We start from the raw sequence: 20480 nt of genomic DNA on the forward strand, positions 1-20480 counted from the left end.
TAATATTATTCTTTATTTGATGAAGTCAGTAATCACTTTCTTAATTCTATTTTTATCATTTTTTGTTAAATCAGATCCTGAGGGAAGGCATAGTCCTTTTTCGAATAAATCACGGGCTACATTATTGCCATAATATGGACAACCTGAAAAAATAGGCTGTAAATGCATTGGTTTCCAAAGAGGACGGCATTCAATATTTGCATTTTCAAAAGCAATCCTTAAATTCTCCTTGTTTATATTTTTCTCCGGGTTGTTTTCTACTAAAATTGTGCTTAACCAGTAGTTTGCAAAACAATCATTATTATTTACCTGAAAAAGTTCAATTTCACTTATGTCTTTAAAAATTGTTTCATAAAAATTATTTATTCCCCTTCTGGAATCAATATTTTCTTCTAAAATTTTCATCTGTCCCAAACCTATTCCAGCACAAACATTACTCATCCTGTAATTGTATCCTATCTGACTATGCTCATAATGCACTGCATTATCTTTAGACTGGGTTGCATAAAAAACAGTTTTCTCTTTTAATAATTGTGAATTAGAGATCAATGCTCCTCCACTGGATGTAGTAATAATTTTGTTTCCATTGAAAGATAATACTCCAAAAGCGCCAAAAGTCCCACATTTTTTGCCCTTGTAAGAACTTCCAAGGGCTTCTGCACTATCCTCAATAATCGGAATTTCGTATCGCTTTGCAATTGCATGAATTTCATCTACTTTATAGGGATTTCCGTACAAATGAACTGCAATAATAACTTTAGGTTTTTTACCTTTTCTAATTCTGTCCTGAATTGCGATTTCAAGATTTTCAGGACAAATATTCCACGTTTCACTTTCGCTATCGACAAATATCGGTATAGCTCCCTGATATAATATAGGATTAGCAGATGCCGAAAATGTAAGGCTTTGGCAAATGACTTCATCTCCTTCTTTTACTCCTAATAAAACTAATGCCAGATGAATAGCCGATGTTCCCGAATTTAAGGCTGCAACGTATGAATCATTTTCGAGATACTTTTCAAGAATTCTCTCAAAATCATTTACATTCGGCCCACCGGTTGTTATCCAGTTATCATCAAGCGCTTTCTGAATATATTTTTGTTCGAAACCACTTTTTTTCGGCAAGGACAAAAAGATTCTTTTATGATTCATTAATTTTCCAATAATCTGAATTATAACGAACATCATCATCACTAACTTTTTTTAGTGGCAAAGTTGAAAATGATATTAATTTTGAATCTGGCTCTAAAGATTCTATTGCATTAGCGTAACCCGCAGGAATATGTACTATTTTGCTTTCTGAAGTATTCACAATTATGGTTTCAATATTTAAATCTTTTGCCGGGTTTTCCCAATTATCAATTTTCACAAAATGAATTTTAAAAGATCCATTTATACAATAGAAATTCTTTGCATCTAATTTGTGACCCTGCCAGGCGCGTATTGGATTTTCATCAGAATTACTGATGATATAAAATCTTTCTATATCCTTAAAACTAAAATCATTTACATAAGATATATTTCCCCTGTGATCTGAAAAATTTCCGCCTTGAATTATCTTAGGATTACCCATTAATTTAATTTTAGATTAGCTTTTTTTATCAAATAAAATTTTGAAGTATACACTAACAATAAACAACCTGCAATTATTGCAAATATTATACTTTCTTGAACCTTCTGATATAAAAATACAACTACTCCTGATACAATTATTTGTGCTGCTGCATAATACAAAGCCACTAATCTATGCTGTATTTTGTATTCGTTACTCAAAATCTGATATAAATGTAGTCTATGTGCTTCAAAAATATTCTGTTTCAGATACAAACGATGTAAAATTGTACAAATACCATCAGCTCCATAAACTGCAAAAAACAAAATCCAAATTACAGAATTAGTCATTAAAATAAGTTTTAAAACCAAATAAATAATCCAAAAAGCAATTGCTATGCTTCCAACATCCCCTGCAAAACATTTTGCCTTTTTTCTATAATTAAAAAATAAAAAAACAAAGCTGGCAATCATCGCATATTTTATAAAATTACTATCTGTAAATAACTGAATATTTTTGTTAACATACAGTAATGATCCCATAACTACCAAAGTATATAAGCCTGTTATACCATTTATCCCGTCCATAAAATTATAAATGTTTATGAATCCAATAGCAGCAATGTAAATCAAAAAAATCACAAGTAAGTTAAAACTTCCAAACATCCCCAAATCATAAACAACTAATGTTATAGCCAAAAAGTGAATCAGAATTCGGATTTTATTGGACAAACTCTGAATATCATCCCAAAAACTTACCAAACTTACCAATGTAATTCCTGTGAAGAAAAAATAGTTGCTTTGTATATGCTGAACAAAATAGATTAAGGCAGAGAACCAAAAAATTATTCCGCCCCCGCGTAAAGTGATATCTTTATGAGAGCTTCTCTGGTTGGGTTTGTCGATAATATTATATTTTTCAGCGATTAAGAAATAAAATAGTTCTGCTGCAAAAAAAAGTAAAATTAAAAAAACGTATTGTATTGGAATGTATAACATTGAAATTATTTAAATCAAGTTTTTTATTATCGAATCTCCTTCTATGAAAATAAAAAAAGTTCAAGTTGCTTAGTAATTACTTTCCTAAATAAGGATAAGCTTATTATGCGTATGATATAAGATAAATAAATATATAACACATAAAAAAACAGATGAGAGATTTAGTATTCTGACAATTTGTTTTTTTAATGGATCAAAATTCAAAAACAACAAAGCAAATAAAACATAAGGGGTAAAACGAAAGGCCATAATTGGATTAACAAAATAGCTTACATAATAAAAAAATGCCGTTGTAACCAGAAAAGGGTGCAACATTCTTTTTTTATATAATATTATTCCGAGTAAATAAAGAAGAGTTATAAATGCAAAAAATAGCCAATGCGTATACCCTATCACAATGTTTACTTTAGAATAATCATTAATTTTCCATAATACATAACGAAAGAAATCTAGATTTTCTAAATAAGGCATAAATACTAAAAAAAATATTGGGCCCAAGATACATATGATGGCAAAAAACAAATAATATTTTTTCCATTTATAAAAATAAACAATCAATATTAAAATGGAGCTTATATGCATAAACGGAGTTAACAGTACATAATTAAATTTCAGGTTTCTATAACTATAGTAAAAATATACCGCAAACAATAGGTAAGCAGGAGCATTCCTAAGTAAGACAAAACCGAAAAAAAAGTAAAAAATCGAAAATAGAAGCATCTTTTTCCAAACATCAATATCTTTAAGTTTTATTAGCCATACAAAAAAAACTACAGTAACAATGTGATTAAACCAATATATACAGGAAAAGATTATTCCTTTGTCATTTGAAAAAATATCAAAAAAAGCATAAACAGAATATAAGTATGGCTCTTTTAATAAGAAGGAAAATAAATCAGCAGGCTTATGGAAAATCTTGAAATCATAATATAAATAAAAATCATTGTTTAACTCTGGGGCAATTATAAATCTTTGTACAAAAGCAATAGTTACAAAACAAATTATATAAGATAACTTCTTTTTTGAGTCTGCAAAATCAAAGCATGCAAAATAGTAAAGAAAGAATGTTAGCAAAGAAGATATTATCAATAGATTCATTTGATATAAAAAAGTATTATAACCAATGTAATATGAACAAAAATCCGGCTAGTAGTCAAAATCATAATTTCCTGATAGCCTTTCCCTTCATCAATAGCCCCCATAACCTTTGGATCAATAAACAAAATTAATAACATAGACCCAAACATATTAATAATCTGAGTTCCCGAACTCAGCATTAAAGCTTTTTGCGGATACGAAAAACTAATAAAATATAGAAACGTAATGCTAATCGAAAATAAAAATCCTGCAATATAACTAGTGAAAAACAAATAAAAATCAGAAGAAACGGAGAGTTTCGGCCAATGTTTTTGTTTTTCTATATATACTAATTTAAGAGGCTTAGATTTTCCAAAAATCAAATTCAGAATATGTATAACTTTCTTTGAAAAATAATAACTAAACCTATGAGAATAAAGCAACAATAACAACAATACAACAAAAAAATGGGCAAAAACAGTAATAATCCAAACTTCATTTTTGTCTTTTACTGACTCGGTCAAATAGGACATAATGGGACTAAATATCAATATAAAGAAACGTGCTGAATATTGAAAAATATTAATCATTGAAAACAAATGTCTAATATTCTTGTCATCCTGAATGTAATATTTAAAATGATATACCGCTACATCAATAAATATCGAAAAAGCGTATGCTATCGCAGCAATAATAAACATATAATAATTTAATTATTTTCTTTTAAAAATATAAAACTGAGTTTATTTGTTTATGTATTTTTTCTAAAAAAATCAAAAGTAATTTTTAAACCCTCTCTGGAACTCATGGGCAATGGTTTTCCAATTTTACTATTAATTTTTTTATTGTCAACTATATAGCTTTCTGTCAATTTTTGGAGCTTCTCCCTGTTAAGGGGAAGTTTTAAGAAATTACCCAGCAATGCCATTGTTTCTATGAGTTTAATCGGAATTTTCAAAATGTTTACTTTTTTTCGTAAACTCTCACCCATAATTATTATTAACTCATTGGTAGATAAATGATCGTCATCTGCTACATTATAAATCCCTGAAGGTATAGTTGTTTGCTCCAATAATTCCTTTATGACAAAGCACAAATTTTCTATACTTAAAAATGAGCGCTGATTTTTAAAAGCCCCTAATGGCCATGGAAATCCTTTAACTATCAATTGATAAAGCAAATTCAAATTTCCTTTATTTCCCGGACCATGAATCATGCAAGGCCGTAGAATATAAATTTTTTTCCCAACCGGTAATTCTTTACTCAGAATGTATTTTTCAGACTGATGTTTTGCAATACCATAATGAGTTTTTGGATTAGGTTTCATTTCCTCAGTCAAAACACCTACAACTTCATCCGCTACTGCTTTTACAGTACTCATAAAAATAAAAATCGAAACTTCTGAATTTAAAAAAGAATCAAACAACTGCTTAGTTAATTCATAATTAGCTTCATAATAATCCTGAGGTTTTGAAACTTTTTTTAAATCGTGAGCTTTACCGGCTAAATGAATAATAACATCTCCTTTTAAATCAAATTGTTGATTTTCTTTATAACGAACACTCAAACTATCTATCTCGTGGTCCTTTTTAAGATAATCCTGAAGATTTTGTCCAACAAAACCTGATACGCCTGTTATTATTACTTTCATTTTTTTAAGAATCCAATAACTTTCCAAAAGAAACGCATTTTGATCTTTGAAGCTGTAAATTCAACCCCATTCATGTTAAGCGCTTTTTGAATTTCTTTTGTTATTAACTTATAAGAAGAAAAGCCTGAACTGCTAAGGCCTCCTATTAACATTGCTGTGGTTGTTATTCCTGAATATTTCCAGCTAATATGGTTCTTTAAGAAAAATCGGGTAATCAACTCATAATCAGCCCCTATTTTAAAGCCAAGGTCATAATATCCAAATTTTTCAAAAAGCTCCTTTTTAAAAAAAATAGAAGGGTGAGGAGGCATAAAACCAATTTTAAGCTTTTCGGGATTCCAATATTTTGATGAGTACAATCTCACGATTTCTCCATCTTCTTTATGTTGAATAATATCTCCAACTATTGCGTCGACATTATTGTATTTATGAAAATTGACTATTTCTTCTATAATAGTAGGCGTATTAAAAGTATCGTCCGAATTTAAAACCCCTATTAAATCGCCTGTAGCCATCGCAATGCCTTTATTCATTGCATCATAAAGTCCAATGTCAGGCTCTGAAATCCATTTCGAAATTCTACTACTATTATTTTTAATAATTGATAGTGTTTCGTCTTTTGAATTACCATCAATTACAATATATTCTAAATTTTTATAAGTTTGATTTGAGACAGATAAAATAGTTCTTTCAATTGTATCTTCGCTATTATAGCAAACTGTTATTATTGATACTTTCATTTTTTTTCAACTTCAGACAACCACTTTAGGGTATTTTCTATCCCATGTTTTCTTGTGTATGGTAAATTTGGTGCGATTTCGTATGTATTCGTTAAATCTAAAACATTATCAGTAGTCATATTATTTAAACGAAATGAATTAAGTGGAAAACCAAAATTAAACAACTTTAAAAAATCTCCAAACAAAGCAGCACATTTTATCAGAAAATATGGCATTTTAAAAATTTTATTTCCAAGTTCAGCGGAGATTTCATTAGCCCACTCTTCAATATTAATTGCAGGATCATCACCTATATAAAATACTTTTTTAGATTCATTTTTTGTTTCTGAAAAAAGGATTTGTTTAATTTGATATACTGCATTGCCAACATATCCATATGTTTTAGTGCATCCTTTATTTCCTATATGAAAATACTTTTTTGAAATAATCATATCAAAAAAATGTCTATATGGTATTCCAAACCAGGGTCCCCAAATTGATGTAGGTCTAATAATTGCCCAATCGCAAGAGGGCTTATTTTCCCAAACAATCTTTTCAGTTATGACTTTACTTTCTCCATAAATTGTTGTTGGCTTAAAATCAAACTGATTTTTTGGATAATATCCTCCATGGCATACCAGCATAGAAGATGTAATAATTATTTTTTTTAAAGAGTTTAATTTGTTTGCAATTTTTAAAATATTTTCTACTCCCAAAATATTTAAATCATAGTCTTTTAATTCCAATCCATTCAGATCAGTACGCGCTGCCAAATGTATTATATAATTAGGATTAAAAACATCTATAGCATTTTTTAATGCATCGAAAGAATTAATATCAACTTTTTCCCAATATTTTGAAAATTTTTTTTGAGGAGGTTCTTTTACATCAATATTTAAAACTACATAACCATCCAAAACCAGGGCTTCAATTAAATTTGTTCCAATAAAACCGGATCCTCCTGTTACAAGAATTTTGTTCATTAATTATTTTTTTTAGATTTCATAGTTTGCTTGTCCAAATAAATGTTCTTCATATATCTTTTAAACATCAAAACCAATCACTATAGAGTGTGGTTAATATAACCACTTTAAATTTATCTAAAAAGTAAAAATCCCAGGACACGCCCTTTAATCCCCAGAACCATTTTATTAGCATTTGTAAAATTAAGTACAATTAAACTAAAAAATAGTCTTAGAAATTGATAGCCAATTGACATTATATATATCTGAATAAATTTTATGTCCAAATTTTTTCTAAAGACAGAACCGTAACCAAATGCATAGTTATATACCTTTTCTTTAGGCATAATACTTACATTAAGATCAGGATGCCAAATGTGTATTGCTGGAGTATATTTCACAACAAGGTTTCTATTCAGAATCTGCATCACATAATCAAGTTCTTCTCCTAAACCTATCTTTGCACCAACACCAAATCTTTCGTCAAAATGAACATTTTTCAATTTTGTAAAACAGGTAACTGCTGAATAGTTTAAGTGAAAATTAAACTTATTTAGTTTTATTTCCTTATCAGACCATTCTCTCATTACATTTTTTTTTCTTGATCTATCGTATAAGCGACCATAAACAACATCTACTGTTGGATTTTGCTCAAAATATGTAATTGCAGAAGAAATTGTATCATTATAAAATGTACAATCATCATCAGAAAATGTAATTATATCTCCTTTTGATAATTTTATACCTATGTTTTTAGCTTTCGATAATCCTTTAAAATCAGCTTTATAATGAATTAAATTTAATTTTTTATCAAATTTCAAAATCAATGGCAATAAATCAATCTGGTCATTCTGATCAACAATTATTACTTCAAACAGATCCTGTTTACAGTTTTGCGAAACTAGACTCTCAAATAAGGAATCGATTTCAGCATATCGACCATAAGTAGAAATTACAACACTAACTTGTGGATTCATAAGGCTTAACTTGCATTATTATTTGCTTTAAAATTCTAAAAGAAGGAATAAAAGCTTTAATAAATATAATTGTTAAAAATGATGAGTATAATTGAGTAAAAAACATAACCCAATCAAAAAAATAAATCAAATTAAAAAAAGAAGATAAAAAAGCTATCACCACTAATGGATTGTTCCTGAAGAAATATAAAATTCTGTAGAATACAATTACATAAAGAACAGTAAAAGGTATTGCAAAATAACTGTATTTTAGATATAAATATACAGGTAAAGTAAAATTAATTGACATATAGTTTTCTGCCACAAAAGATTCTGAAAACCCCATAAACATTGATCTATAATAGTTATTTGGCATAACATCATTTTCAAAAAACTGACCTGGCAAGACGGCATCTATAGATAATTTTAATTGATGCCAAAAATCATACTTCAAATAAAACAAACTTAAATCTAAATTATTCGAATCATAATACAAAGGCAACATTGAAGTTTCTAATGTTGAAATTCTGCCAACAATTTGATTTAAAATAACATCAAATCCAATTAACTCACCTATCCCTCTTGATTTTGTAGCATAAATAAATAAAAAAGGAGCTATTAAAATTCCATATTTTAAAAATCGATATATCATTTGCCTATATATGCTAAATCTTTCAAAAGCTAAACCAATAAAAAAAACAAAAAATATAGAAATAATTCCACTCCTACTGCCTGAAAGTGTAACATAAGCTACATAAAATATAATTGCCTTAATAACATTCGATTTCTTTTTCTGAACAAATAATAATATTAATAATAAAGTAAAGGGGTTGAGAAAAAGAAAGATATAATTCATTAATGTACCATTCGATTCTCCACTTAAAATGGTTTCATACCCACCAGTAAAATAAAAAGTGATTAACTTTAAAAGTACCGCAAAATAAAAAAGAACATTAATTGGTTTTCCTTCAATATTTGGGCTTATATAATCTTCTTTTGATGGAGTAAATTTCAATATAAAAACACTGATTAGTATAGGAATTGAAATCAACAGAACTGCTTTAATCAAAGACGGATAATCTACCAAATCTGAGTATATTGGAGTAATCCCAAAGAAACAATAATAAATACATGGTATAAAAACATGCAAAATTAAAAAATATAATAAAATTGCAATGATTGCTTTTTTCATATAATCCTGATGTAAAAAACACTCATAAAAACCACCACAATTTGATTTGATGTCTCTGAGTGTTATTCTTTACGATAAATTCGCTATATTTTTTAACAAAAAATATAGCGATCTTAATTTAATCTTTACTGTTCCATTAATAGCAGATTTCATTAGAAACGGAGTTCCTATTTTAAAATCCTTATTTTTATAATAAACCCAACCAGTATGATAATCTAATGCTGCTTTAATTTTGGCTTTATTTGTTTGGTTTTCTTCCAAATCAAAAAACTCCTGATACAGCACTCTATATCTATTTATTTGACGTTCATCAGTCACCGTAAAATTATCATTACCAACAAAATAACATCCTAGCTGTTTTGGAATATAATAAAATCTTACACCCATTCTTGCTAAATTTATCCAAAGGTGAAAATCCTCCAAACCGGCAATTTCTTTAGTTTCTTTGAATCCATTTGTTTTATGAAAAATCTCTTTTCTTACACAAACAGATGAGGTCGGAATTACATTCGTATTAAACAATAAGTCATAATATGAATTCGCTTTGCTTAATTTTCTTGGTTTCAACTTTCCAAATTTCAAACCTCCTTTTATGACAGTTAGGTTGTGATAAAGAAAATCAACATTATCCAAGTTTAATTTTGATATATATTCCAATTTATTATGCTCATATAAATCATCCGAATCTAAAAAACAAATCCACTCTCCTTTTGCATTTGCGGCTCCAATATTTCTTGGTCTTGCTGGCCCTCCTGAATTTTCAGTTAGATAAATATACTTCAAATTCATTTTTTTTTCATATTCTATAATTACTTCTTTGGTATTGTCTGATGAACCATTGTCGCAAACTATGACCTCAAAATTTTTATAGGTTTGAGTAACTAAAGAATTTAAACATCGTATTAAATCGGAAGATCTGTTATAGGTTGGTATAACTATCGAAAACATAAAAGATTTATCCATTAACTAAATATGAAATTAAATACTATTATTTCTAAACTGTTTTGATTCCAAATAGTCAAAAAGATCATTAATCCCGTCTTCAAGAGACCATTTTGGATAAAATCCTATACTGCTAATCAGGCTATTATCTATTTCAAATACTGATTTAGTGATGTTGCTCTTACCTTCGGCTGCTTTAATTGAAAGTTTCGTTCTGTAACGATTTTCAAAGACTCCCTTTATTTTTTGGGCTATTTCCATAATAGAAAGCGTTGTTGCCGAACTTAAATTATAAGTCAAATGTGACTTTTCTGTTTCCAAAATAGTCTGAACTCCCCTGCAAACATCCCAGCCGTGTATAAAATCCCTTAAGGGAGAACCATCTGATTGCAATACAATTTCTTTTTTATCGTGGGCCATTTTACACAAATCATTTATTACAAGCCACCAACAATTATTTTCTTCAAATAACGGTGCTCCATAACTATTTGAAAGTCTTACCACACTACAATCTACAACTGAATTTCTATTATAATAATCACAAATTACTTCGCCTATCTGATGAGTCAGTCCATACGGATTCTGAGGTCTTAGGGAGTGAGTTTCCAAAATATGCTCATTACTTAAATTACCATATACTTGAGCGGTTGAAAAATAAATGAATTTATTAAGATTTTGTCTAGAAAATATATCCAACAGAGACCAGACAGGTGTTATATTAACAGAGCTGACAAGCCCTGGAGATGAATTAGACTGCCGATGATCCAGAGAGACTAAATGAATTACGATATCATAATTATCATCTGCCAGTTCTGTCATCAACTTTTCATCTCTGATATCTCCAACTATAACTTTTTCCATTTTAGATGTCCAGCTGTAGTCTGAAGGAATTTTTGAATGGCATAGAGAGGTTACTGCATAACCTTCATTAGCCAGATGTAGACAAAGACGTGCGCCAATGTAACCGCCCCCTCCTGTAATGAGAATTTTTTTTTTTACCATGAATAGGCTATATCAGATACGTTTTCTTTTCTTTCTATTTCATTTGGGTCATGTTCTATACTTGCCAAATTCAATAACAAATTATAGGTCTTGCCTACACCATTGAATGCCACCCAAACACCAGGAGGGATTGTAATTCTTTGATAATTATTATCTCCTAAGGTAATATCAAAGAAAGAATTTTTGGTTATACTATCTTCTCTGTCGTCATAAATCACAAATCGAATTTCCCCCATCGGAATTACAAAATTCAAAGTCATTTCGAGATGTTTTTTCCATGGTTTAGTATCTCTATTATGAATTGTAGAAAAATACGCCTCTCCAAAACCAGAAAAGCCTGCATCGGATTTTTTCATTCCATGAAATACATCTCCTTTAGGATGATGAATTTTTTTTAGAGGTGTAAGCAAAACTCCGTCTACAGTTATCTTGTCCATGCTATATTGCTAAGTTTCGCCAATTTTTCATATCCTTCAATCTGTGATTTTGTATAAGTAAACATATCAATGTTATTCTTATAAAATTCATAGTACCAATCACTGGTATATTCAATCAAAGTATTATAATCAAGTGTTGGTTTCCACTGAAAATGAAACAACGCTTTATCGCAATTTAATTTCAACAGACCTGCTTCATGAAATTTGGTATCACCAGTTACCTGATACGCATCTTTAGAGTTTTCAAAATGCCAGCGCACACTCATATCTTCCAATATTTCCTGAACTGTATGATTATATTCCGGTTTTGGTCCAAAATTAAAACTTTCCCCATTAAGAGAATGATCTTTATGTAAACGTTCCCCCAATTGCAGATAGCCACTAAGTGGTTCTAAAACATGCTGCCAGGGCCTGGTTGCTTTTGGACTTCTGATTTCTACAATCCTGCCTTCGCTCCAGGATCTCATACAGTCCGGTATAATTCTGTCCAAAGCCCAGTCTCCGCCTCCGATTACGTTTCCAGCACGAGCAGAGGCTATTTGTACCAAACCATTCTCTTTTTTGAAAAATGAATGATAATATGATTTAAAAATCAATTCTGCCGCACCTTTACTTCCGCTGTAAATATCTTTGCCTCCAACACTATCTGTCTCTTTATACCCATAAATCCATTCTACATTGTCATAACATTTATCACTTGTAATTATGATTGCCGTGCAGTGCTTGTTATAGGTTCGCAGAGCTTCAAGAACATTAGTTGTCCCCATTACATTTGTTGAGATTGTATCAACTGGCTCTGAATACGATAATGACACTATTGGCTGAGCTGCTAAATGAAATACAAAATCAGGCTGTATATCATTAATTATATTTTTCATTGCATCTAAATCACGAACATCCGCAAAAAAATGGTTCATTTTTTCTGCTAATCCCAATTCTGAAAACATTGAAGGAGTTGTAGGTATTTCATTCGAAACACCATAAATATCAGCACCCAAGGCAATCAGCCAAGTACAAAGCCATGATCCTTTAAAACCGGTGTTACCAGTAATTAAAACTTTTTTATTGCGATATACATCTCCAAAAATTATTTTTTCTCCCATTTTACCCAAGGTGCCTGATTATTATTATAAAGTTCATTTAATAAAGAATATTCTCTTGAAGTATCCATAGGCTGCCAAAAACCGTCGTGCTCAAAAACTTTTAACTCACCCAATTCAACCAATTTTTTCATTGGTTCTTGTTCTAACACTAAGTCCTCTGCATCACTAAGAATATCTAAAAATTCTCTGTTACATACAAAATAACCTCCATTAATTCTTCCACCACTAGCCTGAGGTTTTTCATTAAACCCGGTTATTGTGGTACCATCATCTCCAATTCCAAGTTCTCCAAATCTTCCTGGTGGTCTGACTCCTGTCAACGTTACCATTTTTCCGTGTGATTTATGAAAGGTTACTAAAGCGTTGATATCTACATCCCCAACTCCGTCACCGTATGTTAACATAAAATAAGGATCATCCCCAATGTATTTCTTGATTCGTCGTACTCTGGCCCCGGTCATTGCTTTAATACCCGTCTCTGCTAAAGTAATTTCCCAACCATCTTCATCGTGGCTTGTTTCAGAAATTATTTGCTCAGATTTCATCCCTAATTTTATTGTTATGTCGGAACTTCTAAGCTCATAATTGATAAAAAAATCTTTAATAACTTCACTCTTATACCCCATACATAATACAAAATTGTTGTATCCATAATGGGCATATGTTTTCATGATATGCCAAATTATAGGTTTCCCTCCAATTGGGATCATTGGCTTAGGTATATCATCAGCCACATCCCGAATTCGTGTACCGTATCCTCCACAGAGTATTACTGCTTTCATAATTGTAATTATTCTCGTTGGTTTTTTTTTACTATTTTTATTCGTAAAACTAAAGCTATATTATTTATTAGTTCCACACTAACAATTTTGTTTTAAAAATCAAAAAAAGATTTTAATCCTTTACTGAAACTATTTTCAGAAAATTTATACTTAATTGTATTTAAAGAATTCTTCACTACTTCATCATAATCTTTAAATTCACCTAAAACATATTTGATCTTTTCAGTTAATAATTTTGAATTCGCTGCTGGAACAAGAAATCCATTTACTCCATCTTCAATAATTTCAGGAATACCGCCAACATTAGTTGACACCACTAACCTACTATTAGCCATTGCTTCAAGAACTGAATAAGGCAAACCTTCCCATAATGAAGGAAAGACAAACAAATTAAACCTTTTAAGAATTACACTAATATCTCCAGCGTAAAAACCAGTAAATTCAACCTTTTCTTGAATCCCTTTTGTAATGCAATATGTTTTTGCAAATTCTAAATCAATCCCGGAACCTACCATAACTAGTTTTAAATTTGGTAAATGTGGTAAGAGTTGAGCAAAGGCATCTAATAAATAAAATATACCTTTAGATTTTTCAATACGACCCACATAACCCAAAATATATTCGTGCATAGTGACATCATAGGTTACTTGAGCTTCTGGTATAATATCTATAGAATCATTTGGCAGACAATTATATAATACTTCTAATCTTCCAAATGCTACAGAACGTGTTTTTAAAAATTCTTCGGCTATTTTAGCAGAATTTACAATAAGCTTATCAACCTTTTGAAAAATGCCTTTGTAGATAAAATCAATTACTGATTTTGTTTGTGGCATCGAAACAACTGTCAGCCAAACTTTAATATTTTTAGACTCTGCTACATCTACACAATCTAAACACGTTAAGCCTCCAGGATAGCCTCCATTACAGCAAATTACTAAATTATAATTTTCATCTTCAATAAATTGTTCGATTCTTTTAAAGTTAATTTTCTTGAAAGCAAAGAACAAAAAATATTTGAAAAAATAAACCATCGTTTTGGAGAAAAATAACAGAAATTTACTTTCACTTATCGTTTTTATTTTATCATATAAATTATAAATTGATAAAATATTGATTTCATGATACGTATACTTTATCCTTATTTTATTAAAATCTTCTTTAAATATTCCTCCCTTATTAGAAAGTATATCTACAGAAAAATCCTTAGGTATATTATTTATTATGTCGACCAAATATTGATTACCTCCACCTCTTTGATAATTTTCTGTATATACAAGTATTTTTTTCATAAAATTAAATGGAGCGATTATTAAAACAAATTCTTACATGAATTTTCTATGTCAATTTTTGCTTCCCAGCCAGTATGTTTCTTTAGCTTAGTGTTATCTCCATAACTGACTGGTACATTTACTTGCTTAAAAAGTTTGTCATCGACGACAACCTGTATGCTTTTTCCTGATGCCTTTATTAAAGAATTAAGAATATCACTCATTGAAATTCCTTTACCACTACAAACATTATAAACTTCACCTGATTTGCCTTTAAACAAAACGCTTAAAAATGCTGCAATCACATCATTTACGTCTAGATAATCTCTTTTTGATGAAAGACTACCTGTATGAATAATACCCTTATCATTGCATTTGTTTATTTTATCAATGAAAGCACCTATTGCTAATTTATTAGAAATAAAAGGACCTATCACATTAAATGTTCTTACAACATTAATATTTAGTCTTTGAGAATAGAATTTAAAATATTCAGTCTGAATCGTTTTAGAAAGACCATAATAGCTAAGTGGATGAAGTTTTTCTGATTCTGATATTGGGAAATTTTTGTTCTCACCATATTCTGCAGCTGACCCAACCAAAAGAATATTATCAATAACTAAATCATGTAGTAAAACAATCTCAAAAATTTTCCTTGGAAGTTCAGCATTAATAGAAAGACAATTATCCAAACTAACATTATCAATCACACCGGCTAAATTTATAATGTAATTAGGTTTTATTTTTAGAAGAAAATCAGTTAGTGCAAAACTATTTGTCAAATCCAATAATTCATAATTTAAACCCTCAATTTTATAATGAATAGTTTTATTTCCTACAAACAAAAATTCATATTCATCTAATAAATTATTATCAACAACATATCTTGCTAAATTACTTCCTATGAAACCGTTTGCTCCAAATACAACAATTGATTTTTTCATTTTACTTCTTTAAGATTCATCAAGCCCAAATAACATTCTTTGAGAATAATTTTCATATTTATTTATTTTTTATACTTTTCAAAATTTGCTGTTTCCAGTTTTGAGAGCTAAAATACTGTATCACAAATGAGATTATTAAGACTCCTCCAATAGCAAAAACTACAATTAGCAAATTTATTGCTGACTTCTCTTTTGGTAAGAAATATCGTATAAAAAAGCAAACTCCAATCAAAATCAAAACTGGGAAAAACATAGGAAGAAAGATTTTTTTAATTGAAGAAAATAAATCTAATTTCAAATACAAAATCATGAGTCTAAATAAAAATAAAGCTGATAAGAAAAAAGCAACAAATTTAAAAATAGCAAATGATTTAACACCTAAAAAATGAACTGTGAAAGCTATACCAGCCCAAAAAACAAAAGGGAGTAAAGTATTTATGAAATATAATACATTTTGACGTTCTTTAGCAATTAATATTGAATTAGTTGGGTAAGTTATAAATGCAAATAAGTTACATAACACCAAAAGCTGCACAATCTCTATTGATTGGCTATAATCACTTCCAACCCACGTAAAAACTATTGAACTTGATAAAATCGTTATTACAATGATTGGAAAAACAATTATTGGTGCAAAAAAAGATACAATTTGTAAATAAAAAACTTTTAGTGCGTTATCATCCTCAACACCCACAAAATGATTGAAACGAACATTAAAAGGAGAAAAAAGAATACCTAAAATACTTCTAAAAAAAGATAGAACAGTTAGTCCAATAGAATATATCGCAACCTGGTTTGCTCCCAAAAACTTACCAATAGCAATAGAATCAAGTTCATAATACAAAATCCAGGATATTGTTATAAACAAACTTGTAAATGCCAAACCCTTTGTTTTGTCGAAAACAGATTTATTAAAACATATAGAACTGAAGAGCAATTTAAAATTATAATTGTATCTTATTCTTGCAATATATAAGGTTATTAATGCTGAAATAAAATTGATAATCTGTATAAATAAAAAATATCCAACAATATCATAGCTCCCTTTTCTAAAAAACCAGAGTACAGACAAGATTTTTAAAACGTTACCTGTAATATTAGTTCTTTGCATGATAAAATCTTCCATACGGATACCAAAAATCATTTGTTGTAAACGTTGAAGAAGAGTTGTAGGGGTAAATATTGCTAATATTAATAGTAATTCAGATGCTATATCATACTCACTAGAGCTACTAATGCCTTTTACTAAAATTTCAGGTTTCTGACTCAGAAAAAAAAATCCAATTGAAAATAAAGAAAGAAAAATCAATAATATAAAATTAGTAAATCCAATTATTTTAATTTCCTGATTTTTATCTCCTTTAGCAAAACACTCTGCCGCATATTTTTGACCTGCACCCATAAATCCTAAATCAGCATAAGCAAGAAATATAGAAAAAGAAATACAAACTGAATAAATTCCATAAATTGTAGGTTGAGAAGTCAAATATGGAATTACGACCAACATCGAAAGAAAATTTAGAACAAGAGAAATGGCTTGCCAAAAATAGATTTTAAGATAATTTTTTGTGTAAGATTCTTGCATTTAGAGACTTAATATTGTTTCGGTAAAGATTTCGGAAGAAACCAAATTCTGACTTTTTACGGAAGTCAAGTATCTGTAAGTATATTCTGAATATCTAATACAATTAGGTTTATCTAAAACTATTTCAGCTGATTCAATCTCATCAATATTTACCATATGGGAATTAAGAATTTTTGAAAAATGAGCTATTAAATTATAATAATTAGGCATGATATCCTTAATTGAATCTGAGGTAAGTGTTAAAATAGGCTTCATGTTTAACACTGCGAAACTTATAGAAGTAGAACAATGAGCTATTACAAACTCTGAATTTCTAGTCAATTCAGCTGTTTTATTAAAAAAAGATTTCCTTTTATTAAAAAAATCCTTTTCTCTATACTTATCTGCTTTAGGATGTGCAGCAATAACAACCTCAACATTAAATTTCTTTTCTAATAAATCAAAAAAACGATTCAAATTTTCATAATATTCTTTTGGTTGTATTGTTTTAATTTTTAACATCTCAAAATCCGGGTGAAAAGGAAAATATTCGTCTAAAAAAACACAATATTTATTTATTAATAACCTTTCTGAATCTTTAGTTTTTACATACTTGTCATAATCAAAAGAATTAATATCTATAATTTTTGACGTTTTATTTTCGATGTCACTACCAACACCGATTGTTTCAATGCCGTTTATACCAGCTCGAAAAATCAAGTCATGAGGTTTAACTATTCCGCTTTTTTTTAAAAAATAGGCATATTTATTTTTTAAAAAAACCAATAATAAATTAATATCTAAAGCTTTCTGAAATTTAAGAAAAACATTCCCGATACGAGAAGTTGCTACATGAAAAGGTAATGCTCCTCTTGCAAAAAAAGATGTTTTGCATTTGTATTTCGATAATATTCTATACAGGGTAAGCACTCTATATTCGAACGTTATATTACTTAAAAACAATGTATCTAATCTATTCTGTCGCTTTATAAAGCTTTCTAATACAGAAAATGAATTTATTTTAAATATAAAATTATCTTTCAATTGATTATTTAAAATACCTTTAAAATATATCTCCGATAAGTCCCAATACTCAATTTCAATATTTTTATCTTTTAAATTTTGAAAATAAAAATCTTCCTTAGTCTTCTCAGTTAATGGCTGGTAACCTATAAATACAACTTTACTAATCATAGCAAATTACTTCATTTAAAATCATATTACGCTCCATCCACCATCAACAACAAGATTATGTCCGGTTATGTAAGAAGCTTCATCTGTTAATAGAAAGGCGACTCCCGAAACGATATCTTTGGGACTGCCCATACGTTTCATCGGTACCTTTTTATTGTAATTATTCACGAATGATTCCGGTTGATTGTCAAAAATTCCTCCAGGAGAAACTGTGTTTACACGGACTTGGTAAGAGCCATAATAAGACGCTAAATATCGTGTAAAATTATTTAAACCTCCTTTAATAGCAGAATACGCCGCAGGCATGGTCATTTCTGTCCCTTCATAAATAGTAAAATCAGGTCCCACTAAGCCATATATAGATGACATATTGATAAGTGATCCAAATCCTTGAATTTTCATTTGTTCTAAAACAACTTGTGAACATAAGAAATAACCATTCAAATGCATGTCTACATTCTTACGCCACGATTCAAGAGCTATGTCTTCAAATTTAGTCCCCCAATCTTTAGTTCTTGGATAGGCATTGTTTACCCAACCATCTATTCTGTTATATTTTTCTATTATTGCTGCTATCCCTTCTTTAACAGAATCTTCGACTGTGATATCAATAATAAAATCATCATAACCTTGCTCCTCAAAATAAATATCAGCAGCTATAACAATTGCACCATGTTCACGAAATGTTGAAACCATTTGTTTCCCCAGTAAACCGTTTCCACCTGTTACAATAATTACTTTATCTTTAATTGAAAACATATTAATATTTAATTCTTAATTGAAAATCTTTTATAAAGACTATTTCTTTTATTAGATTTAATTGTAAAATGCATTAATTATATTTTCTAAATACTGGTTTGATAACAGGAGATTTTAAAAAATCATCTAAACCACTTTCTAATGCTTTTGTATAAATACTTAATGCGTGCTTTGCAGCAGATAGCGTAATATCTAATTCTGATTCTTGATGAGAATAAGAAACAGCTATATATGGCATCATTACTTTTTTCTCTAACATTTCCTGAGCAAATAAAGTGCGCATCGCTAAACTAACATTGCCTACGTTGTCTTTGGCAACATAATTTGGAGAGCAAGGATATCCTTCTACATGAAATTGATCCTGAATTCCTAATTCTTTAGATATAGTATTTATTCCAGTAATTAACTTACTTCCATAATCCCAGAAGTGCTCAACTACTCGATCTCTTTTTAAGATTTCCATCGTTTTGATAAAGGCTCCTAAAGCACTCATTTCTGCACCATGAGTTGTTGATGTTAAAAAAATTCTTTCAGCCCCTTCTTCCAGTATTCCTCCAATCTGCATAATCTCTTTTTTTCCAGCCAGGGCTGCCACTGCAAAACCATTCGCCATCGCTTTACCGAATGTACATAAGTCAGGTTCAATTCCATAGTAAGTTTGAGCCCCTTGTAAATGCCAACGAAAACCAGTAATCATTTCATCAATAATAAAAACTGCTCCATTTACTTTACATAAAGCTTGAACCTCCTTTAAAAAATTAGCTTTTGGTTCAACTGTTGTTGCAGCTTCTAACATTACTCCGGCAATCTGATTTGGGTATTCCTCAAAAAGTTTTTTTAAAGAATCAATATCGTTGTAATTAAATTTTAAAGTAAACTGACTGGCTACTTCAGATGTTCCTCTATTTATTACTGTGGATCCAATAAACCAATCATCATATGAAAAAAACGGATGTTCTACAGGGATAGCTACAAATTTTCTTCCAGTATATGCTCGTGCTAATTTAACTGCCGCTGTAGTAACTGCTGAACCATGTTTTGCAAATTTAACCATATCAACCGACGGAATTAATTCACATAATAATTCAGCTGCTTTCAATTCAGTTAATGATGCTCTTGTCAGATTATTGCCTTTTAGGATTTCTTCATAACATGCATCTGCCACTTCCTTATTTCCATATCCTATATTAACAGAACGCAGTCCCATTCCGTAATCTAAATATTTATTTCCATCTGGTGCGTATACGTAAGCACCTTCTCCTCTTTCTAAAATTGGAGGTGCATTGGATGGAAATTGATCATCTCCTCTTGAATAAGTATGCGCGCCTCCCGGAATTACTTTATGTAGTCTTTGTGAATATGATTTTTCCATATC

Annotated in this window: 20 protein-coding genes; all 20 read right to left on the reverse strand. The window is 29.6% G+C overall.

The features are described from left to right. Positions 1-12: 12 nt before the first annotated feature. Positions 13-1152 carry a DegT/DnrJ/EryC1/StrS family aminotransferase gene (locus GXM16_RS08365; RefSeq protein WP_163394129.1) on the reverse strand — a complete coding sequence of 380 codons (1140 nt, stop codon included), beginning with the start codon at positions 1150-1152 and terminating at the stop codon, positions 13-15. Continuing rightward, positions 1142-1573 (reverse strand): WxcM-like domain-containing protein, encoded by a 432-nt coding sequence (locus GXM16_RS08370; RefSeq protein WP_163393940.1) that lies wholly within the window; start codon positions 1571-1573, stop codon positions 1142-1144. Before GXM16_RS08370 ends, GXM16_RS08365 begins: the two co-directional genes overlap by 11 nt. Beyond that, complete coding sequence (locus tag GXM16_RS08375; RefSeq protein ID WP_163393941.1) at positions 1573-2550, reverse strand: MraY family glycosyltransferase; 978 nt, start codon at positions 2548-2550, stop codon at positions 1573-1575. The genes GXM16_RS08370 and GXM16_RS08375 overlap by 1 nt, the downstream gene beginning before the upstream one ends. A 1094-nt stretch (positions 2551-3644) precedes the next feature. Then, the gene (locus tag GXM16_RS08380) at positions 3645-4328 is read right to left on the reverse strand and encodes an alkanesulfonate monooxygenase (protein ID WP_163393942.1); all 684 of its coding nucleotides are present in this window, start codon (positions 4326-4328) and stop codon (positions 3645-3647) included. 50 nt (positions 4329-4378) lie between these two features. Then, positions 4379-5278 carry an NAD-dependent epimerase/dehydratase family protein gene (locus GXM16_RS08385; RefSeq protein WP_163393943.1) on the reverse strand — a complete coding sequence of 300 codons (900 nt, stop codon included), beginning with the start codon at positions 5276-5278 and terminating at the stop codon, positions 4379-4381. Next, the gene (locus GXM16_RS08390; RefSeq protein ID WP_163393944.1) at positions 5275-6018 is read right to left on the reverse strand and encodes a glycosyltransferase family 2 protein; all 744 of its coding nucleotides are present in this window, start codon (positions 6016-6018) and stop codon (positions 5275-5277) included. Before GXM16_RS08390 ends, GXM16_RS08385 begins: the two co-directional genes overlap by 4 nt. Beyond that, positions 6015-6980 (reverse strand): NAD-dependent epimerase/dehydratase family protein, encoded by a 966-nt coding sequence (locus GXM16_RS08395; protein WP_163393945.1) that lies wholly within the window; start codon positions 6978-6980, stop codon positions 6015-6017. Before GXM16_RS08395 ends, GXM16_RS08390 begins: the two co-directional genes overlap by 4 nt. Positions 6981-7093: 113 nt before the next feature. Then, positions 7094-7936, reverse strand: a complete 843-nt coding sequence (locus GXM16_RS08400; RefSeq protein WP_163393946.1) for a glycosyltransferase family 2 protein — start codon at positions 7934-7936, stop codon at positions 7094-7096. After that, positions 7920-9107 (reverse strand): oligosaccharide repeat unit polymerase, encoded by a 1188-nt coding sequence (locus tag GXM16_RS08405; RefSeq protein WP_163393947.1) that lies wholly within the window; start codon positions 9105-9107, stop codon positions 7920-7922. The genes GXM16_RS08400 and GXM16_RS08405 overlap by 17 nt, the downstream gene beginning before the upstream one ends. 69 nt (positions 9108-9176) lie before the next feature. Further along, positions 9177-10070 carry a glycosyltransferase family 2 protein gene (locus GXM16_RS08410; protein ID WP_163393948.1) on the reverse strand — a complete coding sequence of 298 codons (894 nt, stop codon included), beginning with the start codon at positions 10068-10070 and terminating at the stop codon, positions 9177-9179. Positions 10071-10085: 15 nt separating this feature from the next. Next, entirely contained in the window at positions 10086-11051 is a 966-nt protein-coding gene (locus GXM16_RS08415; protein ID WP_163393949.1) for an NAD-dependent epimerase/dehydratase family protein, read from the reverse strand. Beyond that, positions 11045-11488 carry a dTDP-4-dehydrorhamnose 3,5-epimerase gene (locus GXM16_RS08420; RefSeq protein WP_163393950.1) on the reverse strand — a complete coding sequence of 148 codons (444 nt, stop codon included), beginning with the start codon at positions 11486-11488 and terminating at the stop codon, positions 11045-11047. The genes GXM16_RS08415 and GXM16_RS08420 overlap by 7 nt, the downstream gene beginning before the upstream one ends. Beyond that, a complete protein-coding gene (gene rfbG / locus GXM16_RS08425) occupies positions 11476-12591 on the reverse strand; it encodes a CDP-glucose 4,6-dehydratase (RefSeq protein ID WP_163393951.1) in 1116 nt (371 codons plus the stop codon). The genes GXM16_RS08420 and rfbG overlap by 13 nt, the downstream gene beginning before the upstream one ends. Beyond that, positions 12576-13373 carry a glucose-1-phosphate cytidylyltransferase gene (gene rfbF, locus GXM16_RS08430; RefSeq protein ID WP_163393952.1) on the reverse strand — a complete coding sequence of 266 codons (798 nt, stop codon included), beginning with the start codon at positions 13371-13373 and terminating at the stop codon, positions 12576-12578. Before rfbF ends, rfbG begins: the two co-directional genes overlap by 16 nt. A gap of 92 nt (positions 13374-13465) precedes the next feature. Continuing rightward, on the reverse strand, positions 13466-14665 hold the full coding sequence (locus tag GXM16_RS08435; RefSeq protein WP_163393953.1) for a glycosyltransferase family 4 protein: 1200 nt from the start codon (positions 14663-14665) through the stop codon (positions 13466-13468). A gap of 20 nt (positions 14666-14685) precedes the next feature. Next, a complete protein-coding gene (locus GXM16_RS08440; protein ID WP_163393954.1) occupies positions 14686-15588 on the reverse strand; it encodes an NAD-dependent epimerase/dehydratase family protein in 903 nt (300 codons plus the stop codon). A 58-nt stretch (positions 15589-15646) separates the two neighbouring features. Further along, positions 15647-17173 carry a lipopolysaccharide biosynthesis protein gene (locus tag GXM16_RS08445; RefSeq protein ID WP_163393955.1) on the reverse strand — a complete coding sequence of 509 codons (1527 nt, stop codon included), beginning with the start codon at positions 17171-17173 and terminating at the stop codon, positions 15647-15649. After that, the gene (locus GXM16_RS08450) at positions 17174-18346 is read right to left on the reverse strand and encodes a hypothetical protein (protein ID WP_163393956.1); all 1173 of its coding nucleotides are present in this window, start codon (positions 18344-18346) and stop codon (positions 17174-17176) included. 21 nt (positions 18347-18367) lie between these two features. Beyond that, on the reverse strand, positions 18368-19105 hold the full coding sequence (locus tag GXM16_RS08455) for an oxidoreductase (protein ID WP_163393957.1): 738 nt from the start codon (positions 19103-19105) through the stop codon (positions 18368-18370). A 73-nt stretch (positions 19106-19178) separates the two neighbouring features. Then, positions 19179-20477, reverse strand: coding sequence for a glutamate-1-semialdehyde 2,1-aminomutase (locus GXM16_RS08460; protein WP_163393958.1), 1299 nt, complete (start codon positions 20475-20477; stop codon positions 19179-19181). Positions 20478-20480: the final 3 nt, after the last annotated feature.

This window comes from Flavobacterium limi, assembly GCF_010645075.1.
Lineage (GTDB): Bacteria > Bacteroidota > Bacteroidia > Flavobacteriales > Flavobacteriaceae > Flavobacterium > Flavobacterium limi.